Consider the following 22,852-nt stretch of genomic DNA (forward strand, 5'->3'; position numbering starts at 1 on the left):
GTACGCTAAATTTCCGAGAGTATTAGGTGTTTATAGCATCTAATACTTTGGCAGCACTAGCACGATATCCCTTAGTTTTTGTTTGAGTAAGCAGTCTCTCGATTGTGGGAACTAATTCAGGATAAATCCATTCAAACTCCTTACCTAACTCATACAAGCTGCTTGTGGCCATTGCCATATTTGCTGTGCAATCAGTATGCGTTATCAACGTATAGAAACAACCCGTTACAAAATGTTCACGATCCTCTTTTGTTAATTGTTTTTGAAATGGATGTGACCTTTTAGAATAATACTTTTTAGTTATTACTGAAGCTATTTTTGATAAAGACCTCATAGCCGACGAGTTGAGCTCTTGGTTATATAAGTTTGCGATCGCATCAATGTGCTTCATAGTAGCATCTGGGAACAGTAAAAAAGACTGTTCTAGGCACCAGCATGCCTGATGACTTACTTTACTGTCAACTGTGCACAATGAGACAAGCTCTGGTATACAATTTTCTTTTACAACCAGTGTTCCTATACGCACACGCTCTTTTTTGTACGCCTTTAATGCGTTTAATTCAGTCTCGAGATCAATCTTTTTTATCATGATGTAAGAACAATAATTCTTCGATTTTTCTCATTCCAGTACTTGCTACATCTTCTATTACCGTAAGACCATTTTTTGAGGAGAGCGCAGGATTAGGATCTACTAAAAAATGCTGGCAATTAATAGGAGTGTAATCTATCAAACCAGCAGCCGGATATACTTGTAATGAAGTTCCAACTACTAAAAACAAATCGGCTTTACTGGTGATTTCGATGGCCTTACTCATGGCAGGAACATCCTCGCCAAACCATACAATATGTGGCCTTAATTGATGACCAGTTGCACAACAATCACCTAGATGTAGATCATCCTCATGGTGTGCGATATCATCTGGATTTACCGTACTGCGTACTTTGCGTAATTCTCCATGTAAATGTAAAACGCTACTACTGCCAGCTCGTTCATGTAAATCATCTACATTTTGGGTGATTACAGTAACTTGAAAATTGCGTTCTAGCCCTGCGATAATATGATGAGCTTCATTAGGTTCAACCGTTTTTAATTGAGCTCTACGTTTATTGTAAAAGTCGAGTACCAGCTCAGGATTGCGTTCCCAACCTTGTGGTGAAGCTACTTCCATAATATCATGTCCTTCCCACAAACCACCAGCATCTCTAAAGGTTGAAATACCACTTTCTGCACTTACTCCAGCTCCAGTTAAAACCACTAAATTTTTCACGTATTTCTTTTAGGATAAAGATATATAAAATAGTTGTTGTGGATTGTGGTGGTTACGCTTTCGCGAAAGCGACCATAGCATTATCTTTACCGACCCAAAAAAACAAAGGACATGAGAGTATCCTACAACTGGATTAAACAATTTATAAACATACCTCACAACATTGATAAACATACAGCCCTATTGACTTCACTGGGGCTTGAGGTTGAAGGCGTTGAGAAATTTGAAAGTGTAAAAGGTGGATTACATGGCGTGGTTGTAGGTCATGTAGAAACTTGTGAAAAGCACCCAAATGCCGATAAATTAAAAATTACCACTGTCAACCTAGGTGAAAAGACGGTACAGATAGTTTGTGGAGCGCCCAATGTAGAAGCCGGTCAAAAGGTTCCTGTTGCCACAATAGGAACGGTACTTTACGATGATAAAGGTGAGGCGTGGAAGATAAAAAAAGGTAAAATACGTGGTGAGGAAAGTCACGGAATGATATGTGCCGAGGATGAATTAGGATTGGGAGAATCTCACGATGGGATCTTAGTACTAGATGATTCTTGTGAAGTAGGAACTCCATTAAGCGAGATTTATAAAATTGAGCAAGATCATGTGATTGAGATTGGACTTACTCCTAATCGTGCAGATGCTATGTCACACATGGGTGTAGCTCGAGATTTAAGAGCTGGTCTTGCAGTAGAAACTGGTGAACTTACCGAGTTTATCACACCATCGGTAAGTAGTTTTCATGTTGATGATCGCACATTACGTATCGATGTAGAAGTTGAAAACCCTGAAAAAGCACCAAGATATTGCGGTGTAACTTTAACGGGCTTACAGGTAAAAGAATCACCAGAGTGGTTGAAAAATAGATTAAAGGCCATAGGTCTAGCACCTAAAAATAACATTGTTGATATTACCAACTATGTGATGCATGAGTTAGGGCAGCCGTTACATGCCTTTGATGCCAATAAAATTACTGGTAACAAAATAATTGTCAAAACAGTCGAAAAGGACACGCCATTTATTACTCTTGATGGAGTGGAACACAAATTACATGAGGAAGACCTTATGATTTGTGATGATCAAAAACCCTTATGCATCGCAGGAGTTTACGGTGGAGAAAACAGTGGCGTAACAGAAGGTACAACTAGTATATTTTTGGAGAGTGCTTACTTTGATCCTGTAAGCGTACGTAAAACTGCCAAACGTCACGGGTTTAATACCGATGCTAGCTTTAGATTTGAGCGAGGTATAGATCCTAATATTACTGAATATGCTCTTAAAAGAGCGGTTACTCTTATTGAAGAATGTGCTGGTGGACACGTAAGTAGTGATATAGTAGATCATTACCCTGTAAAACTAGAAGATCATGAGGTGTACGTGACCTTTGAACAAATAAATAATTTAATAGGTCAAGAAATTCCTCGCGAGGAAATTACTACAATATTAAGTTCGCTGGAGATTAATGTGAATCACGCAACCGATGCTGGTATCGGACTCACCGTTCCTGCTTATCGTAATGATGTTACTCGTCCTGCCGATGTAATAGAAGAAATACTACGCGTTTATGGTTATGATCGCATTGAAGTAGGGACTAAACTTAATGCTACTATCGCTACCACTTCAAGAAAAGAAAATAACCGTATTCAAAATATTGCAGCGCAGCAATTAGTTGGATTAGGATTTTATGAAATGATGGCAAATTCTCTTACTGCTGAAAAATATCATCATTTAGGTGAACAAATTTCGGCTGATAACGAGGTACGCATGTTGAATCCATTAAGCAGTGATCTAGCGGTAATGCGTCAAAGTCTTATCTATGGAGGATTAGAGGCTATTGCATACAATATCAATAGAAGACAAGAAGACCTTAAATTATTTGAATTTGGAAAGTCCTATCACCAATATTCTAGTGGTCAATTTACAGAACAACAACATTTAACCCTATTTACTACGGGTAACGTACATTCAAATTCATGGATAGGTGGAGATCAACTAGCAGACTTTTTCTATTTGAAAGGTGCTGTTACGGCGGTTTTAAATCGATTGGGAATTACCACTTTAAATGAAAAAGCTACTAAACTGGAATTTCTGGGTGAAGGTATTTCACTTAATAGCGGAGCTAAAATTGCTGATCTAGGTGTGATAAGTAAGAAGTTCACCAGAGAGTTTGGCATTGATCAAACGGTGCATTACGCAAATATTTACTGGGACGAGGTTATTAAATTAGTTCAAACAGAAAATAAACCGATAACATCGATACCAAAATTCCCTGTCGTGCAACGTGACTTTGCCTTATTAGTTAATGATGAAGTAAGCTTTAAAGAATTACAAACGGTTGCTTTAAACGCAGAACGTAAATTGCTTAAGGAGGTTAAATTATTTGATGTATATCAAGGTAAAAATCTTCCAGCTGGCAAAAAATCATATGCCCTTAGTTTCTCATTATTAGATGAGAATAAAACCTTAACTGATAAGCAGATCGACAAGGTAATGAATAAGATACAGCAATCACTTGAAAAACAAACTGGAGCAGTTCTTAGATAAGATTTGTTTTTTTAAGTAAAGTTTTTAACTCCTTTGCGACTATGGTTGTGAAGGAGTTTTGTTTTAAATTGAAACTTCAATTCTAATTTTAAGAATTAAAAGAGTATGCTTAGTAGAACTAACATTGAGGATCAATTGCGCAAGGTGAGAAATAAAGCAACCACTAGCGAAGATGTTTTAAAAGAAGTTTATGCTATTCTAGCTGAAGACAATAAACGGGAAGATGCTATTATAGCTAGGATGAAGAGTCCGCAAAAACCTACACCACGCAATCAATTTGATATTGATTTATTAGATGCTGATCGAATTTATCACGTTGACCAAATTAGAAAGATTTGTGTGGATTATAGATTACGTTTTTTAGATACAAAGTATTTTAAAAACGAGATTCCTCAAGAAGCTCTTAATGAAATCAAGCAATTAGAAAAAGACCATCAAATGACGATGAGCGGTTTTAAAATTGTCGCTCCTTCAAAACTTTTCAAGTTAGAAGATAAGGATGACCCTTTACTTTTTGCACCTATCGGTAATGGATACTTTTACCTTATTCATAAATGGGGAAATGACTTAAATCCATTTAGAAAAGCATGGGCTTGGTGTGTAAAGAGTTTTGAAAACTTAATATTAACTACATTGGTAGTAAGTGGTTTGCTGGCATACATGATTCCAAACGGTCTTTTTAGTAATGATACTACACCTGTAGAATACCTTTTAATATTCTTTTTTACATTCAAATCAGTGGCTAGTATAGTCTTGTATTATTCCTTTGCTACTGGTAAGAATTTTAATGTTGCTATATGGAATAGTAAGTATTTTAATGCTTAGTTTCTCGATATAGATTTTGTTTTTGATTCAACTGCCCTGTTACCCAGGGCAGTTTTTTTATGCACTGTTTTACACAATGTTTTTCTATAGTTACGTATTGGTTGTAAACTTCATGTAAGCATTTAAAATCACTCGTTTCAGGTGGCAAGTTCTTACTACTTTTAAAACAATACAGTAGCAAGGTATCGATGCATGTAGTTTTAAAAATCAAACGAAGAAGGGCTATTTTGATATGAGATTACAAAATCTTTTACCGACCTTTGAATAATAATTGATCACTATGAATTACATTCTTGCCGACTTTAATCAGCATTTATCCTTATTACCATTTACGTATACTCGACCTACATCGTTACTTAGATGTGGTATACAAACCTTACAAGAAAAATGGGAAGCGTATTTGAAAAGCTCTGTTAGTTATTATACACAGGATTATTTACAAGAAAAATATCCTCTTGTTGAAAAGGATGATAACACGGTAATTGCAGGACACATTTTTGCCTCACAACCGTTAATTGAAGCTATACAATCATTAAAACCTAATCAAAAATTGGTCGCAAATGATGAGATTATTGCTTACAGATCTTCAACTATTTCAATACCTACTATTGAATTAGAACAAGTGATTTATGAAGAAGATGTTGATGGCTTGTATCACACTTGGGATATTTTTTCAAAAAATGGTGATCAATTAAAAGCCGACTTTAATAGAATAACTCAAAATAGAAGCTCACAACCTATTCCTGAAGGAGTTCAAACAATAGCTAGTGAAAACATTTTTATTGAAGAAGGCGCCAAATTACAATTCTGCATTCTTAATGCTACAGATGGTCCTATTTATATAGGTAAAAATGCTGAGGTTATGGAAGGTAGTATTATACGAGGTGGATTTGCATTATGTGATAATAGCTCGACAAAATTAGGAACTAAAGTATATGGTCCGACTACTGTAGGACCTCACAGTAAAATCGGTGGTGAGGTTGGTAATTCTGTATTACTCGGATATTCAAATAAAGGTCATGAAGGTTATCTGGGTAATTCTGTACTTGGAGAATGGTGTAATCTAGGTGCCGACACGAACACGAGTAATCTTAAAAACAATTACGCCGAGGTTAAATTATGGGATTATAATACAGGTAGATTTGCTAAAACTGGTTTACAATTTTGTGGTTTAATGATGGGAGATCATAGTAAATGTGGTATTAACACCATGTTTAATACTGGTACGGTGATAGGCGTGAGTGCTAATATTTATGGAGCAGGATACCCACGTAATTTTATTCCATCATTCACATGGGGTGGACCACAAGGAACAATGACTTACAAACCTGCTAAAGCTTATGAGGTTGCCGATGTGGTCATGCAAAGGCGTAAATTGAGTTTTAACGATGTAGAACAACGTATTTTGGATTCTGTTTTTGAAAACACAAAAAAGTACCGTAAGGATTAATTGACTTTTATATATCGTTCAATACAAGGTTCAATACATAAATAAGATACTTCTAAAAACATGCCGTTAAAACTATAAGTAGCATCACAGTCTGTTGTAGTTATGGTTTTGTTGCTATCGTCAAAACTACCAGTAGTTGTTGCTTGTGTGAGTGATGCAAAGCAAAATCCTTGGTTACAAAATAGAACATTGTTGTTGCTAAAGGTGAGAAATTTACCTGTAGTAGGTTGAAAGGATCCGCTGCCATCTCCTGGATCAGCGTATCTTGCCACAATTTCCCATTCACCAATTACATTTGTTTCTATCTGGATCTCATCATCTTCTTGGCAAGAAAATAGCAAAGGGATGATAAATAGTATAAGTAGTTTATTCATAACCGTTATTTTTAAAATAGATGTAAAACCTTTTAATTGGTTGCGTCCAGTTTAAAAATAACGGTATATTTTAATGAATGTGAGTAGTAACAAATTCTTTAAAAACTTGCTTGTGCAGCTCTAGATCCATGCTTGCAGATAAGGAAGCTCGAACGATATAGTCTTTATCCTCTTCCTTAGTTGTTCCTTGGGTTGAAGTTGCTGGCACTGTCCAATAACAACCTTTCAATTGTCCATAGCTTACACAAAACTTACTTTCATGCGGTATTTTATTAATCATAAGGTGAATTAACTTAAGATTCAAATTACGTTTATAATTTTCTCGTTCTTCAGGAGTGTTTCCTTGGGTAGGAAGATCTAAGGAAAATACTGAAGGTGTAAATCCTCGTTTTGCTAATTCTTCGGAAACAAAGTTGATTTTTGCTTCAGGAAGTGTGTCTTCTATAAAATTCACAAACTCTCTGGTATTGAGATAAGCGCCTTTAATACGATCATTCATTCCTGGTAATTGTTCTGCCAGTAATTCATATTGCAAGTCAGTAGCCTCGTTGTCGCATAAATTAAGATGCTCACTTACCTTAAGCATTAAAGATTTTGCATTAGGATTACCTATACAATAACCAGCCGTACATTTTCCACCGCTAGGAAATTTTGATCCACTGGCATATGAAATACTACGCACATTTTCTAAGAGTTCTCCAGCTTTCAAGAACTGGATGTTGGGGCAAAAAGTTTGATCAAGAATAAAAACCGGATCTACAGCAACACTTCCTGTTGGTGTTTTTCTTTCTTGTAATAACACTTTTTTGAGCGCATCAAGTTCAGGAACCTCAACTCTAGGGTTTGTTGGTATTTCTGCTATAATGTAGGGAATAGCATCTTGTTTAGCGATTTCAACAAGTACTTTTTCGGTACTATTTACCATGTCGTTTTCACCATCCACTGGTAAATCCATAATTTCAACATGGTCCAGCGTTGCTGCAACTCTTCTAGCTTGATCATTGGTACCACCGTAACAATTAGGTGGTACAACAAATTTTATGGGTTTCCCAGGATGGTTTTCATTTGCATGGTCAATTAATCCCATCATAATAGCATACTGAATAGAAAGTCCACTGGATCCTACAACAGGAGCTTCATTTATTCCTGCGACTTCCTGTATAGTTTTAAGAACTTTTTTCTTGACGTCAGTGTCAATTGATGGAATTGAAAGATTATAATTATTCACTAAAGATTTTAAAACTTTAAGTGAATCAGCAGGCGTCATAGCGATAGTTTCTCTACGGCGCACGTGTTGAATATCTGCTATATAATGTTTATTAGAATCATTGTTTATACTTATGATGCTACCTAATCTTCCATGAGTAGTTATAGTAAAATCAGCAGCAGATTCTAAAGTTGTAGACAAGTTGTTGCCATCCTGTTTTATATGAACCGTACTACCAGCGTAATTGTCTAATGCTGATAAGCTATCTATTTTAATCGCCTCAAAATTATATCCATAAACCTCTCTTATTTTTTCAAGGTCAATGAATGCTGGCAAATCCTTATTAAATACTAGTCTTGTGTTTTTATTTTCTAGTAAGTTTTTACGTAATACGGCTAGTATAGGAGCCGTACGAGAGGAAAAGGAAATAACTTGATGAGCATCAACGTCATTAATCTTTGCTAGAGTCCATTCTAGCACACACGACAAAGGATGTCCCAGCCTTATATAATCATATGCTGTAGGTAATTCCTCTAATGATTTTCTTGAAGCATCTCCTTTTTCAAACAGTTGTTCAAACTGCATTAAAAACTCGGTTTTTGCAAGAGCTTCGTTATATATGTCTAATCGGTGTGTAGTAGTTTTTACCCATCCTTCAGGCATGTTTACCAATACCTTTTGAATAAAGGAAAATATAGATTCTTTCTGCATTGTTTATCGTTTCTCGTGCAAATTTAGTTTTTAAAAAATCGTTCAAAAAGCCTTTAACAGGAAGTTTGGATAGCTATTTAATAAAGTTTGATGAAATGCAATTGAGGTTATTATAAGTACGCTTTCGCGAAAGCGTGATACTCACCACGCCTTAAAACAATTTTTTTCTCATTAAAATAATCCCCAATGTACAGGCGATAAAGATTAATAGTAATGTTAATCCAATTACGGTCTCACCATAAAGTAGTTTTCCTGTGGCAAATAGTAAACTATATACACCTGTTATTCCAAGAAGGAACCCTAAAGTTTTAGCAGGGAAATTATGGAATTTTGATTCTTTGCCATAGATGAGATTATTAAACCTATTTAAGGTTTCGCTGTCACTTTTTTCAGTCAAGAACGTAACCGTTAACCATGCAATAGATGTTATTAAAACATTAATGCAAATCATTTTCCAGCTAGCGAGTTCTCCAAATATTTGATATTGTAATGATGTGAGGTCACTGTTGTTTAAGAAAAAAACTAATGCCACTAGGAAGGAAATGGTCATGGCTGTTATCTCTGACCACGGATTTATCCTGTACCAAAACCACCTAAGAATAAATAGTAATCCAGATCCAGCACCTATTTGAATGATAAGATCAAATGCAAATTTTGCTTCCTCCAAAACAAAGGAAAGCAAGGCGGCTAATAACATCATTACTAGCATGGAAACTCTACCTACAATAACTTTTTCTTTTTCAGTAGCTTCTGGATATAAAAACCTAGCATAAAAATCATTGACAACATAGCTAGAACCCCAATTCAAATGAGTAGAAATGGTACTCATAAATGCTGCGATTAACGAGGTAACAACTAGCCCAATTAAACCAGCAGGCAAATAAGTAAGCATGGCTGGATAACTGAGGTCATCCTTTATGAATGCAGGGTCTAGATTAGGAAATGCAAGTGATAACGATTCGAGGTTGGGATAAATAATCAAAGAAGCTAGTCCTATAATGATCCATGGCCACGGTCTCAATGCATAATGTGCTAGATTAAAAAATAGAACAGCCCATGTAGCGTTTTTTTCATCTTTTGCGGCAAGCATGCGCTGCGCTATATAGCCTCCACCACCAGGTTCTGCGCCTGGATACCAAGTGCTCCACCATTGAACAGCGATAGGAATAAGAAAAATACCCATCACCATATCAGTGTTAGAAAAATCGGGTATCAAGTCTAGTTTATCTTGGACATTAGGATGAGCAATTAAGTTTTTCATACCATTTATTTCAGGTAGATCTAGAATATACCATGTAGCCCATATCGAACCTACCATTGCTATAATAAACTGTATGAAATCTGTTATTAATACACCTTTTAATCCTCCTAAAAGCGAATAGGCAACTGTAACTACACAAGCGTATACTAGAGTTGTGGTTGCATCAAAACCAAACATAACGTGACCAATTTTTATAGCAGCAAGGCATACAGTAGCCATTATAATGATATTAAAAACTACACCTAAGTATAATGCTCTAAAACCTCTAAGGAAAGCAGCGCTTTTGCCGCTGTACCTTAATTCATAAAATTCTAAATCGGTGGTAACACCACTGCGACGCCATAATCGCGCATAAAAGAATACAGTAAGCATACCAGTTAGTAAAAAAGCCCACCACACCCAGTTACCCGAAACACCATCGGTACGAACTAATCCTGCTACTAAATTTGGAGTGTCGGCAGCAAAGGTGGTTGCGACCATAGAAAATCCTAGTAACCACCATGGCATATTTCTACTGGATAAAAAGAAGGAAGAACTGTCTTTTCCACTGCTTTTTGAGACCCAAATTCCTACTAAAAGGGAGATTAAAAAGAAGCTGATTATGAGCGTAAAGTCTATGAATTCCAGTTTCATGTAAAAAAGTTATTAACGATAACGTTTGAATTTTCTCTAAACGCTAAATATAGATTAATAGCGGTCATTTTTTTAGGAAAAGTTAATAGATTAGCTTGGTTTTTATTAAAAACGTAATGAACAAAAGCTTTAAAAAAATAGGTGTAATGACCTCTGGAGGTGATTCTCCAGGAATGAATGCAGCAATAAGAGCGGTGGTTCGAACATGTGCCTACCATCAAGTAGAGTGTTTGGGTATATACCGTGGATATCAAGGACTTATTGAAGGTGATTTCAAGGAAATGACACCACGTAGTGTCAATAACATTATAAATAAAGGAGGAACGGTTCTTAAAAGTGCACGTTCACAAGAGTTTCGCACTGTAGAAGGTCGTAAGAAAGCTTATGAACAAGTTAAAGCATCGGGAATGGAAGCTCTTGTTGTCATAGGTGGTGATGGTTCATTTACTGGTGGAATGGTTTTTAACGAGGAGTTTGACTTTCCCGTAATGGGAATACCTGGAACTATTGATAATGATATATACGGTACTCAATTTACTTTGGGATATGATACCGCATTGAACACAGTAGTTGATGCTATTGATAAAATTAGAGATACAGCGAGTTCACATAACAGGTTGTTCTTTGTTGAGGTCATGGGTCGTGATGTGGGACATATTGCACTAAATGCTGGTATAGGAGCTGGAGCTGAAGAGATTCTTATTCCAGAAGAGGATATGGGTAAGGACAGACTTGTAGAAAGTTTAAAACGCAGTCGTAAAAACGGAAAATCATCGAGTATAGTTGTAGTAGCCGAAGGAGATACGACAGGTGAGAATGTTTTTGACCTAAAAGATTATGTACTTCAAAATATGCCAGAATATGAGGTAAGAGTATCAGTACTTGGACACATGCAACGTGGTGGAACTCCATCGTGTTTTGACCGTGTTTTAGCTAGCCGTATGGGTGTAAAAGCTGTGGAGAGTTTACTGGAAGGTAAGACTAATTACATGGTAGGAATTCAAAACAATAAAATGGCCTTATGTCCACTAGATAAAGCCGTTAAAGGAAAAACAGAAATTGACACAGAATTACTTAGAGTAAGTGATATAGTGACAATATAAAATGCTTTTTAAGATGTTTATTATCTATGGAAAAGCACTAACAATTTAATATTTCAAAACAACATTTAATAACAATAAAATGAGTAAAAAATTAAGATTAGGAATAAACGGTTTTGGTAGAATAGGTCGAATCGTTTTTAGAGCAACTTTAAAAAGAGAAAATGTAGAAGTAGTTGCTATCAATGACCTTGTTCCAGTAGAACAATTAGCTTATTTATTAGAATATGACTCAGTACATGGTCGTTATGGCGGTACTATCGAAATAAAGGATGGAAATTTAATCGTAGATGGTGTAGAGGTAAGAGTAACGAGTGAAAGAGATCCAAAAAATCTTGCATGGAACGATGTTAACGTTGATGTAGTGGCAGATTGTACAGGTATTTTTACCGACCTAGATACAGCACAAGCTCATATCGATGCTGGTGCAAAAAAAGTGGTAATATCTGCACCATCAAAGACTGCACCTATGTTTGTAATGGGTGTAAATGATGATAAACTTACTGCGGATCATCATATCGTTTCCAATGCTTCATGTACAACAAACTGTTTGGCACCTATGGCAAAAATCCTTGATGACAATTTTGGTATTGAAGAGGCGCTTATGACTACCGTTCATGCAACAACTGCAACACAAACCACTGTTGACGGACCTAGCAAAAAGAACTATAGATTGGGTCGTAGTGCTATGAATAACATTATTCCAACTTCTACAGGAGCAGCAGTTGCTGTTACTAAAGTAATCCCTGAACTTAAGGGTAAACTTACTGGTATGGCATTTAGAGTACCTACTGTAGACGTTTCGGTTGTTGATTTAACAGTAAAACTAAGTAAGGAGACTAGCTTAGAGGAAATTAATTCCGCTTTCGCGAAAGCGGCACAAAACGAATACAAAGGGATAGTAGGTTATACCGATGAGGCTGTAGTTTCTCAGGATTTTGTAAGTGATGACCGCACTAGTATTTATGATTCTACTGCAGGAATCGAACTTAATTCAACATTTTTCAAGTTGGTGAGTTGGTACGACAACGAGTTTGGTTACTCAAACAAATTGGTAGACCTAGCTGAAAAGGTAAATTCATTATAATGATTAAAAGAAAACGGCTGCAAAACTATTTGATTGCGGCCGTTTTTTGTTTTACCCTTAAAACTAACCCTTATGATACTTATCACCGATAGTGGTTCTACAAAATGTGATTGGATAGCTCTTGATAATGATGGAAATCAATTATTCAAGTCTAGGACAAAAGGTATGAATCCGGCTATTCTAACTCTGGAACAACTAGAAGATCGCATAAATGAATCAAGTGAGCTCATTGCTTCGAAAGAAAAGGTTGAAAAAATCTTTTTCTACGGTGCTGGTTGTGGTACCGAAAAACCTAGATTGGCGCTTCAAAATTTATTGGAGAATTATTTTCAACAAGCAGATGAGGTCGTTGTTAAAGAAGATACTGCAGCTGCCGTATATGCCGCAGTAGGAGACAGGCCAGGTATTGTTTGTATTTTGGGAACAGGATCTAATTGCTGTTTTAGCGATGGTACTCATATTGAACAACGCGTGGTTTCATTAGGCTATACCTTAATGGATGATGCAAGTGGTAACTGGTACGGTAAGCAGTTGCTCAAAGATTACAATTACGGTAAAATGCCAGGAGTATTAATGGAACGATTTGCCGCAGAATATAACACAGATCCGGATTACATTAAGTACAATTTGTATAAACTACCTAATCCTAATGCTTATCTAGCAAAGCACGCTGAGTTTATTTTTAAAAATCTAGAAGAACGATACATCAAAAAATTGTTGCGTAAAGGATTACGTAAGTTCTCACGCAACATGATTTTACAATTTCAAGAAGAATTAAAACAGTATAAAGTTCATTTTGTAGGAAGTATTGCTCATTTTGCTGAAAAGAGAATCAAGCAAGTTGCAAATGAGTTTGATTATGAAGTGGGTAACATTGTGCGCAGGCCAATTGAAGGTTTAGTGGATTATCACATTGACAAAATCAAACAACAACAAAATGTATAAAAAAAACCGAGCTCGAAGCTCGGTTTTTTTATACTGTTAATTCTTATTAATTATAGTCGTAGATAAATGTTCCAGCGGTTATGACAATAACATTAGCAGGATTTCCATCTTCGGCTACTGTAAATTCAAATGTACCTTCAAATATGAGGTTAGAAGAACTAGTAATTACTAATTCACCACTCATTGGCACAGAGGTGTAATCAACTCCGTTAGTGTCGGTGTAACGACCGATATAAGTGCCTCCTAAACCTTCTATATCATAAGTGCCAGGAGTAATATTCAATGGAAATTGAATGTTGATTTGTTCATTTAAGCTATTACTGAAAGCAATACTTAGTTGATTATTGATTTCAGCTGATGCAAAAACGTCGGCTACAAACTGATTACCGTCTAATAGAGCTTCACATTCATCAAAAGAGGTTGTGATGTCGTATGTAATGTTTTGAAAAACACCATTTGTAATTATTACATCGGGATCTACTCCTGCAATATCCGACATGACACCTTCAAATGTACCGTTTGCAATTTGATTTGTAGTATCATAGGAAGTGATTGTTACAGTACCACTCATTGGAACATAGAGGCTGTTAGGGCCAGAAGAATAGAGTATAAGCGCACCAGTGTTTGTGTTATTTGCGTCTACATTAAAGGAGCCAACAGCAGGATTAAATACTTGAATGGCTAGAGTAGGATTTCCCAAAGTACCTACGGTAAAACCATCTTCAGTTTCCTCAGCTTCGACTGTACTTGAATAGTCATTGAATTGACCATCAATTTCTGCGGTGAAAACGGCATTTAAGTTACCACCACCATTATTACCACCGTTAGGATTTAATCCTGGATCCAGTGGTTCTATATCTGTAGTACATGCTACAACAGAAAGAATTAAAATTAAAAAAGGTAAAGTTCTCTTTAACATATCGATTTTTTTAGTTGTTTTTAGTTGTTAATTATTAAGATCTTGACTTTCATAAGCACCAGCATCAGGATTGCTTCCTCGCGTAATGTTTAGAATATCAGTGTTACTAGCTGTAGTTGGATTGGCAATGCCATTAGCACCAGATGAATTGTCAATTCTCATCAAAAATCTGGCAGGGTTTTCAAATTCCGGATCGATGTTTAGAATGTTGTTCTCGTAAAGTAATGGGTTGTTAAAATCGTAATTAGGATTACCGTCTAAATCATTAAATACATCATTGATTCTTAACAAGCTATGGTTAAAATTAAAATTGAACAAACTATTTTCAGTATCAGCTAGGGCAATCTCAATATTCCTATCTCCATATACGATACAATTAGAAAACGTAGCTTCTATAAGATCTTCACTTAATTCAGAATTAGGAAAGCCGTTTGTTATTAATAATGTTGCATCTTGTCTAAAGCTATTACGCCAGTAATTTGAAATGGTACAATTATTAAAGTTGTAAGAACCACCTAGTCTTGCTATTACGGTACTTTGACCACTGTTATGAAAAATACTATTAGAGCAATCAACATCGGCAGTAGTTGCGATTAAAGCACTATTTGAACTGTTTAAAATCTGACTATTATTTATCTTTAAGGTAGCACCTGAAGAATTAGGATTAGAATTATCCATCAAAATCCCTACACTGGCATTTTTGATGGTAACATGATTGAATTCATGATTTAAGCTACCTTGAGTAAGCCAAATTGTTCCCCATTGACCAGGTAAGTCTGCAAATGATGGTTCAAGTCTATCACCTTCAATTATTATTTCGTTTTCTAGATCTTCTGTTGAGGAGAAATCTCCCAAAGCTTTTACGGTGGCTTCATTAGTGGCTATTATCCCACTATTAGCATGAAAATGAAGTCTTGCCCCAGGTTGAATAGTCATGGTCCTATTATTAGGGATTGCTGCATAACCATATATTACATAAGGTTTTTCATTTGTAAAATTGAGTTGACTGTCATCTAGAACAAAACCTTGAATTCTAATTTCCTCACCATCCTGTGTAGTTCCTAGTGGTAATGTTCCTATCACTCCATCGGCATCACGTTCAGGAAATAAGAAGATAGCATCTTGTATAAGAGTTACTAATTCTACTTTTTGTTGCAACGCGCCACTATCAAATTCAATTTGATCTTCATAAACAAATTGAGTGTCGTTTGTAAAATCAGTAATATCTACAGTTGTTTCAATAAAAACAAATAAGGAATCCTTTGCTAGTAATTCGACATTTTCAAACACTTGACCAGGTATTCCATCAACGTTTAATCGGTATTTTGAATTAGTGCCATCGGCTAGTGCTACTCTAGGAATAACTATGTTGTCTGAACTTCTATTGTAAACTTTGAGTGTTCTAGTGCTGCTTCCAATTGTAGAAAATACAGTATCTAGAAACACAGTATCTTGAGAAAATTCTAGATTTCCTGTACTAGGTTCAAACGAAAAATCATCCCTACACGAGGTTCCTGTGATCAATAAAATTAGAATTCCTAAGACGCCTAAAAAGTACTTCATACTATTTCACTTCAAATAAATCTCTAATTTCTTGAGAGATCTTAATAATTTTTCCATCAGGATTTACAGCGCACCAATCTGTTTTTGAGCTTGCTAGCAATTGATTACTATCTGCATTGTAAATATTTACCAAACGTTCATATCTCACATTTGTTGCTCGTCCTACCTGTGTCTTAATAATAATTCGGTCACCGATAACCGCTTGACTTTTATAGTTAATGGTATGCTTTACTAAAAACCATAATACCTCTTTTTGTTGTTTTTGGTTGGACTTTGAAAACCAATGCTCCAGTGCGATATCATTAACCCATTGCACATAGATTACATTATTTACATGCCCATTTTGATCTATATGTTCGTCCGTTACAAAAAGCTCTTTCGAGTAGATAGGAAGTTCCTCTTTCACTATTGTAATTCAATTTCAAAAAGAGTGTTCCATCTTTTTCCTGTTACATAGAACTTACCAGTTTCATTACGGTAAGCGATTCCATTAAGTACGTTATTGTCTTTATCCCAATTAGGTATCTCATTGCGTAAATCCTTAACATTAATAAATGATTCTACAGCACCATTTTCTGGATTTACAACCATGATTAAATCATTTTGATACACATTGCAATAAATTTTACCATTTACAAATTCCAATTCATTGATCTTATCAATGCGTCGATCATTACTAGTAACTTCAATGTACCCTAACTCTTCATAAGTGTTTGGATCTATCCTCCAAATTTTGGCACTACCATCACTTTTCAGTAAATGTTTGCCATCGTTAGTAAGACCCCAGCCTTCTTTACTCTCGTTGTATCTAAATTCATCTAACTTGTTCAAGTTAAGATCATAAACATATCCTTTGTTACTGCGCCAGGTAAGTTGATAAATTTTATTGTTTAAAATGGTCATACCTTCTGCAAATTCATTGGCAGGTAATTCGATTTTTTTAATTACCTCACCGGTAGTTGGATTGGTGATTCTTAAATCACTCTCACGATATTGTCCGGTACTTTCATATAAACTATCTCCATAAAACTCTAGACCTTGTGTATAAGCTTCAGTCAAATGTGGAAACCTATTAGTCACTAAAGTTTTAATCATATTAGGCTGTTTGTTTGAATACTGAGTAACCTGTGTTGTGGCAGCCGTTATTTTCCCGTCTTTATAAATACGAGCTTTATAGGTAATGTTACCTAAAGGTTCGTTAGCCAGCTTTCGCGAAAGCGTACTACCCGAAACCTCTTTTAAAAGTTGAGCATTGCGGTACCATTTTATACTGTCCATACCTATACCAGCGTCATCGATAAGGCTAATTTTTATTTCATCATTCTGTGTATATACCGATTTTGGGTTGGAAATTTCTAAACTGTAGTTTGAAGAGAATTTTTCCAGTTCAGTCTTACATCCTGATAATGAGAGTGCTATTGTCGCAATTATAGCGATCGATTTTAATTTCATAGTACAACTTAAAATTCAGTCGAAATATACTCATAAAAATACAGTTAATCCTTTGTGACAGCCATACAAGATTATATATTTGCACCGGGCAAGTCCTACACAACCAGCTCCTGCTGAACTCCTCCAGGGCGGGAACGCAGCAAAGGTAAGCGGTCGTAGCGGTGTGATGTAGGTAGCTTGCCTTTTTTTGTACACTTCATTGAAATTTAACTACCTGATATTAAGACTAATATGAATAAAGTGGTTCTTGTTACTGGCGCTTCATCTGGTATTGGTAAATCCATAGCTACACATCTTTCATCACTAGATTATAAGGTGTATGGTACAAGTAGAAATCCTAATAAGTATTCTAATTTACCTTTTGAATTAGTCGCACTTGATGTTCATGATTTAGAATCAGCGCACAACTGTGTTGCGTCTATTTTACAAAAAGAAACTACCATTGACGTCTTAATTAATAATGCAGGTGTAGGTATTACAGGACCAATTGAGGAAACTCCGATTGATGAGGTAAAACATGCTATGGAAACTAATTTTTATGGTCCTCTTAGGGTGTTAAAAGCGGTTTTACCAATAATGCGTAAACAAAAAAGGGGACAAGTGATAAATATAACCAGTATCGCTGGATACATGGGATTACCTTATCGAGGGATTTACAGTGCTTCAAAAGGAGCGCTAGAAATAGCGACTGAAGCATATCGTATGGAGTGTGCTCACCTCAATATTCATTTTAGTAATCTAGCACCGGGAGATTTTGCAACAAATATCGCATCAGGTAGGTACCACGCACCCGTTGTTGCTGGTAGTGATTATGAAAAAGGTTATTCACACACCTTAAAGCTCATAGATGAACATGTGGATGACGGTAATGATCCAATGGAGGTTGCATATACAGTCGAAAAAATATTAAAAGCAAAGAATCCCGGAATTCATTATAAAGTAGGTAGCTTTTTACAAAAGTTCTCCATCGTTCTCAAAAAAATCCTACCTGAAAAAATGTATGAGAACATGCTTAAAAAACACTATGGTTTATAATGCATAATTTTAAAACAAGTTGGCTTTTTCCACCTGTTACAAGAATTTTAAGTGGATTATTTATCATAATTGGTTTGGTAGGGATTACTTCAAATGTTGTAGTTGGAATTTGTATCACACTTGTTGGTTTTGCTATATTACTTTCACGTAAAGGCGTTTTATTAGACAAGAATCAAAATCGATTAAAATCATACACTCAAGTATTATTTATCAAATTTGGAACATGGGAAACATTAAGCCCATACACGGATATATCGGTACTTTCCTTTACAGAAAAAACGACCTTGACAAGTAGATCAATGGTTACTAGCAGTTCCAAAAAACAAGTTTTTAGAATTTGCTTACTCACTGAAAATCATTATCAAAGATTATTACTTTTACAACTTGAAGATGAGCAAGCAGCACAATACGAGGCTGAAAAACTAGCAGATCTTTTTGGCTTTAAAAAACGAATATTTAGTCCAGGAAGAATCTAATTAGGATTGATTTTTATCAAATCCTTTTATGGTTTGTTTAATAAAGTCATCAGGATAATTCTCATCACCTTCAAATCCCAATTCTAAATAAGGATCATTGTAGGGTTGATGAGCCGTTTTAAATAAATAATCCCATATACTTAAGGATAGACCAAAATTAACACCATAAGGATGTTGTTCAGGAAGCTTTTTTGCATGATGCCATAAATGCATCTTGGGATTGTTAAAAACATATTTTAATGGTCCATAATCCCAGTTTAAGTTAGCATGATTTAAATGACCTATTAAAATAGCAATCATGTGTACCACAAAAAACTCTTGTATTCCAAATCCTATCATTGCCAGTGGTATATATTGCAAGCTCTTATAAATTATAGTTTCCATAAAATGGAATCTAAATTGAGCGGCAAACCCCATTTCCTTAACACTATGATGCACCTTATGAAAACGCCACAAAGCAGGCACTCTGTGAAGTAGCCTATGAATATTCCATTGGATAAAGTCTGCTATTATGAACATCGTTAGCAACTGTGCCCATACTGGCCAGGATTGTATTTCAATAGCTACTAGATTGGTAATGCCTATACCTCGCAATCCATCATTAAACAGCGTCACAAAAACATCACTGACTGCGTTATAGCCTATAAGTGAAAACAAAAAGAAATTAAATAGTAAGTAAAAAAGATCCAACCAAAAGTCCTTGCGAACTACCGACTGCTTTTTTCTCCATGGAATAATTATTTCCAAGACATAAACAACCATGGATAGTAATAACAATCCATAAAAATAGCTACCCCATTCAGGATGTGTAACCTCATGAATTATATAATTAAAATAGCCTTTAAAACTACTTATAAAAACGTCTACATATTTATTCATAAATCGATTACAAAGATATTGTCCTTAGATTACAAACTACAACGTTGTATTATTTATAAATCTGATAACATCATAAAAAACAATTGTGAATGTATTTTAGTACTCAAATTTATTTCATGAAACATATCTATTTACTTTTCTTTTTGCTAATTGCATTGGTTATAACATCATGTAATTCAAAAGATAATGCGGATGTTGCCGTTCCAGAAAAGGTGTTTGATTGGTCAAGCGCACATGTTTATTTCTTACTTACAGATAGATTCAAAAACGGTGATACCACTAATGACACCATTATAAAAAGAGACCTAGAGACAGGAAAACTTAGAGATTTTAGAGGTGGTGATTTTGCAGGGATTATACAAAAGCTAGATGAAGGTTACTTCTCTGATTTAGGAGTAAATGCTATATGGCTTACACCTATTTGGGAACAAATTCATGGCAGCGTTGATGAAGGAACAGGAAACACTTATGCTTTTCATGGATATTGGGCAAAGGATTGGACAGCTATTGAACCCAGCTATGGAACTTACGAGGAATTTAAAACCATAGTTCAAAAAGCTCACGATCAGGATATAAGAGTTTTACTAGATGTGGTTATTAACCACACAGGTCCTGTAACCGAGTTAGATCCCGTTTGGCCATCAGATTGGGTGCGAACTACACCTACCTGTACCTATCAAGATCAAGCGACAGCTGTTGACTGTACACTAACTAACAATTTACCAGATATTTTAACGAATAGTAGTAAAGAAGTCGAATTACCAGAAATCTTAATTCAGAAATGGAAAAAAGAAGGTAGATATGAACAAGAAGTACAAGAAATCGATGCCTTCTTTGAGGAAACAGGTTTACCACGTACACCTTCTAATTATCTTATTAAATGGGTTACTGATTATGCACGTGAAACAGGTGTAGATGGATTTAGAGTAGATACTGTTAAACATGTTGAAGAAGATGTATGGCAAACCTTTATTGATCAATCTAAAAAAGCATTTGAAAAATGGAAGTCCAACCATCCTGATTTAATGATTCATGACGATGAGTTTTTCGTTTTAGGTGAATTGTATGGTTGGGAAGTAGCAGGTGGTAGACCTTTTCCATTCAGTGACGAGAATCAAGTAGATTATTTCGATTATGGTTATGACGGCATGATCAATTTTGGTTTCAAAAGACATGCACAGGCTAGTTATGAAGAATTATTTAGTAAGTATGATAGCTTTCGCGAAAGCTTACTAAACGAAGATCCAAATGATAAAGCTTACTTCATGAACTACATAAGCAGTCATGATGATGGGCAACCATTTGATCCTAGAAGAGAAAAAAGGTATGAAGCAGCTACAAAGCTACTACTAGCTCCAGGAATGGCACAAACCTATTACGGTGATGAAACTGCAAGACAATTGATAGTTGACGGAGCTTTGGGTGATGCTAATCTACGTTCTATGATGAATTGGAATGCTATCGACAACAATTTGTTGTCGCATTATCAAAAGTTAGGAACATTTAGATCTAATCATCCTGCTGTAGGAGCCGGAAAACATTTTAAACTAGAACACGATGGACAAGGCGTGTTGTTCGCCCGTTTTTACAATAAAAATGGAGTCGTAGACGACGTACTAGTAGGAACTGGTTTAACTAACGGTCCAACTACTATCGAAGTTAAAAAAGTATTCCCTAATGCAACTGAGATTAGAGATGCTTATTCCGATAAAATACTTTCTGTGGAAGATGGAATGGTGTCCATACAAGTGGTTAACAACACAATCCTATTAGAGTCCTTTTAAGTATTACTATACTTTAGAATAAAAAAAAACGGCTGGTTTACCAGCCGTTTAAAGTTTACTTTGATACCTTGTATCAAATAGCTCTTGAGGTTCAACTTTGGGTTTTTCCTTAGTTGAATTGTCATCAGTCATTACCTTTCTTTTGTAATCACTATAACCATTGGTTAGATAGTACTCTTTCATTGTTTGCTTTTTTTTTCAAATTTAATATGCAAGCACAGTTTTTGTCTTAACGAATTGTTATTTAATGATTACTAAATGAAGGAGTTAAACTTAAAATCTTCTTAATAAAATTAAGTTCTGAAAACTTGTAACAATCAGTCTTAAATTCTGTTAATTCATATTTCATTAATACGCTTACCCTTTTAAGTTCAATAGATTTAAAAGAAAAACTAGCAACATGAATTTAACCCAACGAGAAGCAAGAGAAAAGTACCTAGAATTAACCAGAGAAATTCAAACTGGAATCCTACAAACCGCACTTGATAAATTTCCTATTCACTCAATTCCCATGACCTTAAAAAGGGTAGAGGACGATGGAACCGTTTTATTCTTTAGCAAAAAGGATAGTGAGCACAATCAGAATATTCAAATTGATGCAGAATCTCAAATTGTGTTTTCAGATCCTTCAAGCCACCAGTTCCTAATTGTATATGGAGAAACTATAATTTCTCATGACAGAGAATTGATTAAAGAGTTGTACTCAAATATTGATAATAATTGGTTTGAAAATGAAGAGGATACTTCCATTACTATTTTAAAATTTCAACCATTTGAAGGTCAGTATTGGGATACTAAAAGCAATGCACTTAGCAATATGATTAAGCTCGGTTTTACAGCCATAACCGGTACACCTACTGATATAGGAACAAAAGGAAAATTAACTCTATAACCAAAATACTATGAACATCTTTGAAGCCATAAGAGAAGACCATGAGAAACAACGTGATTATTGTAAGAAGTTACTAGACACCTCTGGTGATAGTGAATTTAGAAGAAACATTCGGGAAGAGCTTAAAAAAGAGCTCCAAATCCATGCCGACGCAGAGGAGAAGTACTTTTACGTTCCTTTATTTAAGGATGACCTTACACAAGATAAAGCCAGACACAGCGTCGCCGAACATCATGAAATTGATGAATTAATAGAAAAATTGAATGACACAGACTTTGATAGTAGCGCATGGCTGGCACACATGAAAAACCTAGCCGATAAAGTAATACACCACCTTGATGAAGAAGAGCACGAGGTTTTTCAACTTGCAGGAAAATCACTTTCTGAAAATCAAAAGAAAAGCCTAGCGTCAGACTATAAGGACGCCATGCAAAGCAATAGGTAAATACAAAA

22 protein-coding genes and 1 other RNA gene are annotated in these 22,852 nt (G+C 35.4%); 12 read left to right on the forward strand and 11 right to left on the reverse strand.

Annotated elements, in window-relative coordinates:
• Positions 1-22 precede the first annotated feature (22 nt).
• Positions 23-589: an adenylosuccinate lyase gene (locus tag I5168_RS07530; protein ID WP_431471380.1), complete on the reverse strand. Its 567-nt coding sequence runs from the start codon at positions 587-589 to the stop codon at positions 23-25.
• Complete coding sequence (locus tag I5168_RS07535) at positions 573-1,268, reverse strand: SIR2 family NAD-dependent protein deacylase (protein ID WP_431471381.1); 696 nt, start codon at positions 1,266-1,268, stop codon at positions 573-575. The genes I5168_RS07530 and I5168_RS07535 overlap by 17 nt, the downstream gene beginning before the upstream one ends.
• A gap of 111 nt (positions 1,269-1,379) precedes the next feature.
• Between I5168_RS07535 and pheT the strand changes: the two genes are divergently transcribed.
• The 3 genes from pheT (at position 1,380) to I5168_RS07550 (ending at position 6,081) form a co-directional block, all read left to right on the forward strand.
• Entirely contained in the window at positions 1,380-3,806 is a 2,427-nt protein-coding gene (gene pheT / locus I5168_RS07540; protein ID WP_431471382.1) for a phenylalanine--tRNA ligase subunit beta, read from the forward strand.
• Between the two features lie 105 nt (positions 3,807-3,911).
• Entirely contained in the window at positions 3,912-4,631 is a 720-nt protein-coding gene (locus I5168_RS07545) for a hypothetical protein (RefSeq protein WP_431471383.1), read from the forward strand.
• A 280-nt stretch (positions 4,632-4,911) separates the two neighbouring features.
• Complete coding sequence (locus tag I5168_RS07550) at positions 4,912-6,081, forward strand: GlmU family protein (RefSeq protein ID WP_431471384.1); 1,170 nt, start codon at positions 4,912-4,914, stop codon at positions 6,079-6,081.
• Here the strand turns inward: I5168_RS07550 and I5168_RS07555 are convergent.
• The 3 genes from I5168_RS07555 to I5168_RS07565 all read right to left on the reverse strand — a co-directional run bounded on the left by I5168_RS07555 (position 6,078) and on the right by I5168_RS07565 (position 10,267).
• Complete coding sequence (locus I5168_RS07555) at positions 6,078-6,455, reverse strand: hypothetical protein (protein ID WP_431471385.1); 378 nt, start codon at positions 6,453-6,455, stop codon at positions 6,078-6,080. The two genes, I5168_RS07550 and I5168_RS07555, sit on opposite strands and share 4 nt — an antisense overlap.
• A 70-nt stretch (positions 6,456-6,525) precedes the next feature.
• On the reverse strand, positions 6,526-8,373 hold the full coding sequence (locus I5168_RS07560) for a cystathionine beta-synthase (RefSeq protein WP_431471386.1): 1,848 nt from the start codon (positions 8,371-8,373) through the stop codon (positions 6,526-6,528).
• Between the two features lie 151 nt (positions 8,374-8,524).
• The gene (locus tag I5168_RS07565) at positions 8,525-10,267 is read right to left on the reverse strand and encodes a sodium:solute symporter family protein (RefSeq protein WP_431471387.1); all 1,743 of its coding nucleotides are present in this window, start codon (positions 10,265-10,267) and stop codon (positions 8,525-8,527) included.
• 116 nt (positions 10,268-10,383) lie between these two features.
• On the opposite strand from I5168_RS07565, the gene pfkA reads away from it, so the two are divergent.
• The 3 genes from pfkA (at position 10,384) to I5168_RS07580 (ending at position 13,399) form a co-directional block, all read left to right on the forward strand.
• On the forward strand, positions 10,384-11,370 hold the full coding sequence (gene pfkA / locus I5168_RS07570) for a 6-phosphofructokinase (protein ID WP_105019381.1): 987 nt from the start codon (positions 10,384-10,386) through the stop codon (positions 11,368-11,370).
• 79 nt (positions 11,371-11,449) lie between these two features.
• On the forward strand, positions 11,450-12,454 hold the full coding sequence (gap, locus tag I5168_RS07575; protein WP_431471388.1) for a type I glyceraldehyde-3-phosphate dehydrogenase: 1,005 nt from the start codon (positions 11,450-11,452) through the stop codon (positions 12,452-12,454).
• A gap of 72 nt (positions 12,455-12,526) precedes the next feature.
• Positions 12,527-13,399 (forward strand): BadF/BadG/BcrA/BcrD ATPase family protein, encoded by an 873-nt coding sequence (locus I5168_RS07580; RefSeq protein WP_431471389.1) that lies wholly within the window; start codon positions 12,527-12,529, stop codon positions 13,397-13,399.
• A 46-nt stretch (positions 13,400-13,445) separates the two neighbouring features.
• Here I5168_RS07580 and I5168_RS07585 read toward each other — a convergent pair whose 3' ends face one another.
• From I5168_RS07585 to I5168_RS07600, 4 genes are read right to left on the reverse strand one after another with little or no spacing between them, the layout of a single operon-like run.
• Positions 13,446-14,318 (reverse strand): DUF6252 family protein, encoded by an 873-nt coding sequence (locus tag I5168_RS07585; RefSeq protein WP_167342290.1) that lies wholly within the window; start codon positions 14,316-14,318, stop codon positions 13,446-13,448.
• Between the two features lie 27 nt (positions 14,319-14,345).
• Positions 14,346-15,881: a hypothetical protein gene (locus I5168_RS07590; RefSeq protein ID WP_167342289.1), complete on the reverse strand. Its 1,536-nt coding sequence runs from the start codon at positions 15,879-15,881 to the stop codon at positions 14,346-14,348.
• Position 15,882: 1 nt separating this feature from the next.
• Positions 15,883-16,287, reverse strand: coding sequence for an acyl-CoA thioesterase (locus I5168_RS07595; RefSeq protein ID WP_235783955.1), 405 nt, complete (start codon positions 16,285-16,287; stop codon positions 15,883-15,885).
• On the reverse strand, positions 16,287-17,333 hold the full coding sequence (locus I5168_RS07600) for a glutaminyl-peptide cyclotransferase (protein ID WP_431471390.1): 1,047 nt from the start codon (positions 17,331-17,333) through the stop codon (positions 16,287-16,289). Before I5168_RS07600 ends, I5168_RS07595 begins: the two co-directional genes overlap by 1 nt.
• 86 nt (positions 17,334-17,419) lie before the next feature.
• On the opposite strand from I5168_RS07600, the gene ffs reads away from it, so the two are divergent.
• From ffs to I5168_RS07615, 3 genes are all read left to right on the forward strand, one after another.
• Positions 17,420-17,519: signal recognition particle sRNA small type (ffs, locus tag I5168_RS07605), an RNA gene on the forward strand.
• Positions 17,520-17,564: 45 nt separating this feature from the next.
• The gene (locus I5168_RS07610) at positions 17,565-18,368 is read left to right on the forward strand and encodes an SDR family oxidoreductase (RefSeq protein WP_431471391.1); all 804 of its coding nucleotides are present in this window, start codon (positions 17,565-17,567) and stop codon (positions 18,366-18,368) included.
• On the forward strand, positions 18,368-18,844 hold the full coding sequence (locus I5168_RS07615) for a hypothetical protein (RefSeq protein ID WP_060524408.1): 477 nt from the start codon (positions 18,368-18,370) through the stop codon (positions 18,842-18,844). The genes I5168_RS07610 and I5168_RS07615 overlap by 1 nt, the downstream gene beginning before the upstream one ends.
• Here the strand turns inward: I5168_RS07615 and I5168_RS07620 are convergent, their stop codons facing one another.
• Positions 18,845-19,723, reverse strand: coding sequence for a sterol desaturase family protein (locus tag I5168_RS07620; RefSeq protein WP_431471392.1), 879 nt, complete (start codon positions 19,721-19,723; stop codon positions 18,845-18,847).
• A gap of 116 nt (positions 19,724-19,839) precedes the next feature.
• Between I5168_RS07620 and I5168_RS07625 the strand changes: the two genes are divergently transcribed.
• Complete coding sequence (locus I5168_RS07625) at positions 19,840-21,507, forward strand: alpha-amylase family glycosyl hydrolase (protein WP_431471393.1); 1,668 nt, start codon at positions 19,840-19,842, stop codon at positions 21,505-21,507.
• 48 nt (positions 21,508-21,555) lie between these two features.
• Here the strand turns inward: I5168_RS07625 and I5168_RS07630 are convergent, their stop codons facing one another.
• Positions 21,556-21,690: a hypothetical protein gene (locus I5168_RS07630; RefSeq protein ID WP_258150540.1), complete on the reverse strand. Its 135-nt coding sequence runs from the start codon at positions 21,688-21,690 to the stop codon at positions 21,556-21,558.
• Positions 21,691-21,907: 217 nt separating this feature from the next.
• Here I5168_RS07630 and I5168_RS07635 point away from each other — a divergent pair, with 217 nt between their 5' ends.
• Together I5168_RS07635 and I5168_RS07640 are read left to right on the forward strand one after the other, a co-directional pair.
• Positions 21,908-22,399, forward strand: coding sequence for a pyridoxamine 5'-phosphate oxidase family protein (locus I5168_RS07635; protein ID WP_431471394.1), 492 nt, complete (start codon positions 21,908-21,910; stop codon positions 22,397-22,399).
• Positions 22,400-22,409: 10 nt separating this feature from the next.
• Entirely contained in the window at positions 22,410-22,844 is a 435-nt protein-coding gene (locus I5168_RS07640; protein WP_431471395.1) for a hemerythrin domain-containing protein, read from the forward strand.
• The last annotated feature ends 8 nt before the right edge of the window (positions 22,845-22,852 follow it).

Origin of the sequence: Nonlabens sp. SCSIO 43208, assembly GCF_050703575.1 — a bacterium.
GTDB classification, from domain to species: Bacteria; Bacteroidota; Bacteroidia; order Flavobacteriales; family Flavobacteriaceae; genus Nonlabens; species Nonlabens tegetincola.

Coding starts and splice junctions, on each gene's coding strand:
- I5168_RS07530 (WP_431471380.1), bottom strand. CDS start 589: ATGATAAAAAAGATTGATCTCGAGACTGAATTAAACGCATTAAAGGCG.
- pheT (WP_431471382.1), top strand. CDS start 1,380: ATGAGAGTATCCTACAACTGGATTAAACAATTTATAAACATACCTCAC.
- I5168_RS07545 (WP_431471383.1), top strand. CDS start 3,912: ATGCTTAGTAGAACTAACATTGAGGATCAATTGCGCAAGGTGAGAAAT.
- I5168_RS07550 (WP_431471384.1), top strand. CDS start 4,912: ATGAATTACATTCTTGCCGACTTTAATCAGCATTTATCCTTATTACCA.
- I5168_RS07555 (WP_431471385.1), bottom strand. CDS start 6,455: ATGAATAAACTACTTATACTATTTATCATCCCTTTGCTATTTTCTTGC.
- I5168_RS07560 (WP_431471386.1), bottom strand. CDS start 8,373: ATGCAGAAAGAATCTATATTTTCCTTTATTCAAAAGGTATTGGTAAAC.
- I5168_RS07565 (WP_431471387.1), bottom strand. CDS start 10,267: ATGAAACTGGAATTCATAGACTTTACGCTCATAATCAGCTTCTTTTTA.
- pfkA (WP_105019381.1), top strand. CDS start 10,384: ATGAACAAAAGCTTTAAAAAAATAGGTGTAATGACCTCTGGAGGTGAT.
- gap (WP_431471388.1), top strand. CDS start 11,450: ATGAGTAAAAAATTAAGATTAGGAATAAACGGTTTTGGTAGAATAGGT.
- I5168_RS07580 (WP_431471389.1), top strand. CDS start 12,527: ATGATACTTATCACCGATAGTGGTTCTACAAAATGTGATTGGATAGCT.
- I5168_RS07585 (WP_167342290.1), bottom strand. CDS start 14,318: ATGTTAAAGAGAACTTTACCTTTTTTAATTTTAATTCTTTCTGTTGTA.
- I5168_RS07590 (WP_167342289.1), bottom strand. CDS start 15,881: ATGAAGTACTTTTTAGGCGTCTTAGGAATTCTAATTTTATTGATCACA.
- I5168_RS07600 (WP_431471390.1), bottom strand. CDS start 17,333: ATGAAATTAAAATCGATCGCTATAATTGCGACAATAGCACTCTCATTA.
- I5168_RS07610 (WP_431471391.1), top strand. CDS start 17,565: ATGAATAAAGTGGTTCTTGTTACTGGCGCTTCATCTGGTATTGGTAAA.
- I5168_RS07615 (WP_060524408.1), top strand. CDS start 18,368: ATGCATAATTTTAAAACAAGTTGGCTTTTTCCACCTGTTACAAGAATT.
- I5168_RS07620 (WP_431471392.1), bottom strand. CDS start 19,723: ATGAATAAATATGTAGACGTTTTTATAAGTAGTTTTAAAGGCTATTTT.
- I5168_RS07625 (WP_431471393.1), top strand. CDS start 19,840: ATGAAACATATCTATTTACTTTTCTTTTTGCTAATTGCATTGGTTATA.
- I5168_RS07630 (WP_258150540.1), bottom strand. CDS start 21,690: ATGAAAGAGTACTATCTAACCAATGGTTATAGTGATTACAAAAGAAAG.
- I5168_RS07635 (WP_431471394.1), top strand. CDS start 21,908: ATGAATTTAACCCAACGAGAAGCAAGAGAAAAGTACCTAGAATTAACC.
- I5168_RS07640 (WP_431471395.1), top strand. CDS start 22,410: ATGAACATCTTTGAAGCCATAAGAGAAGACCATGAGAAACAACGTGAT.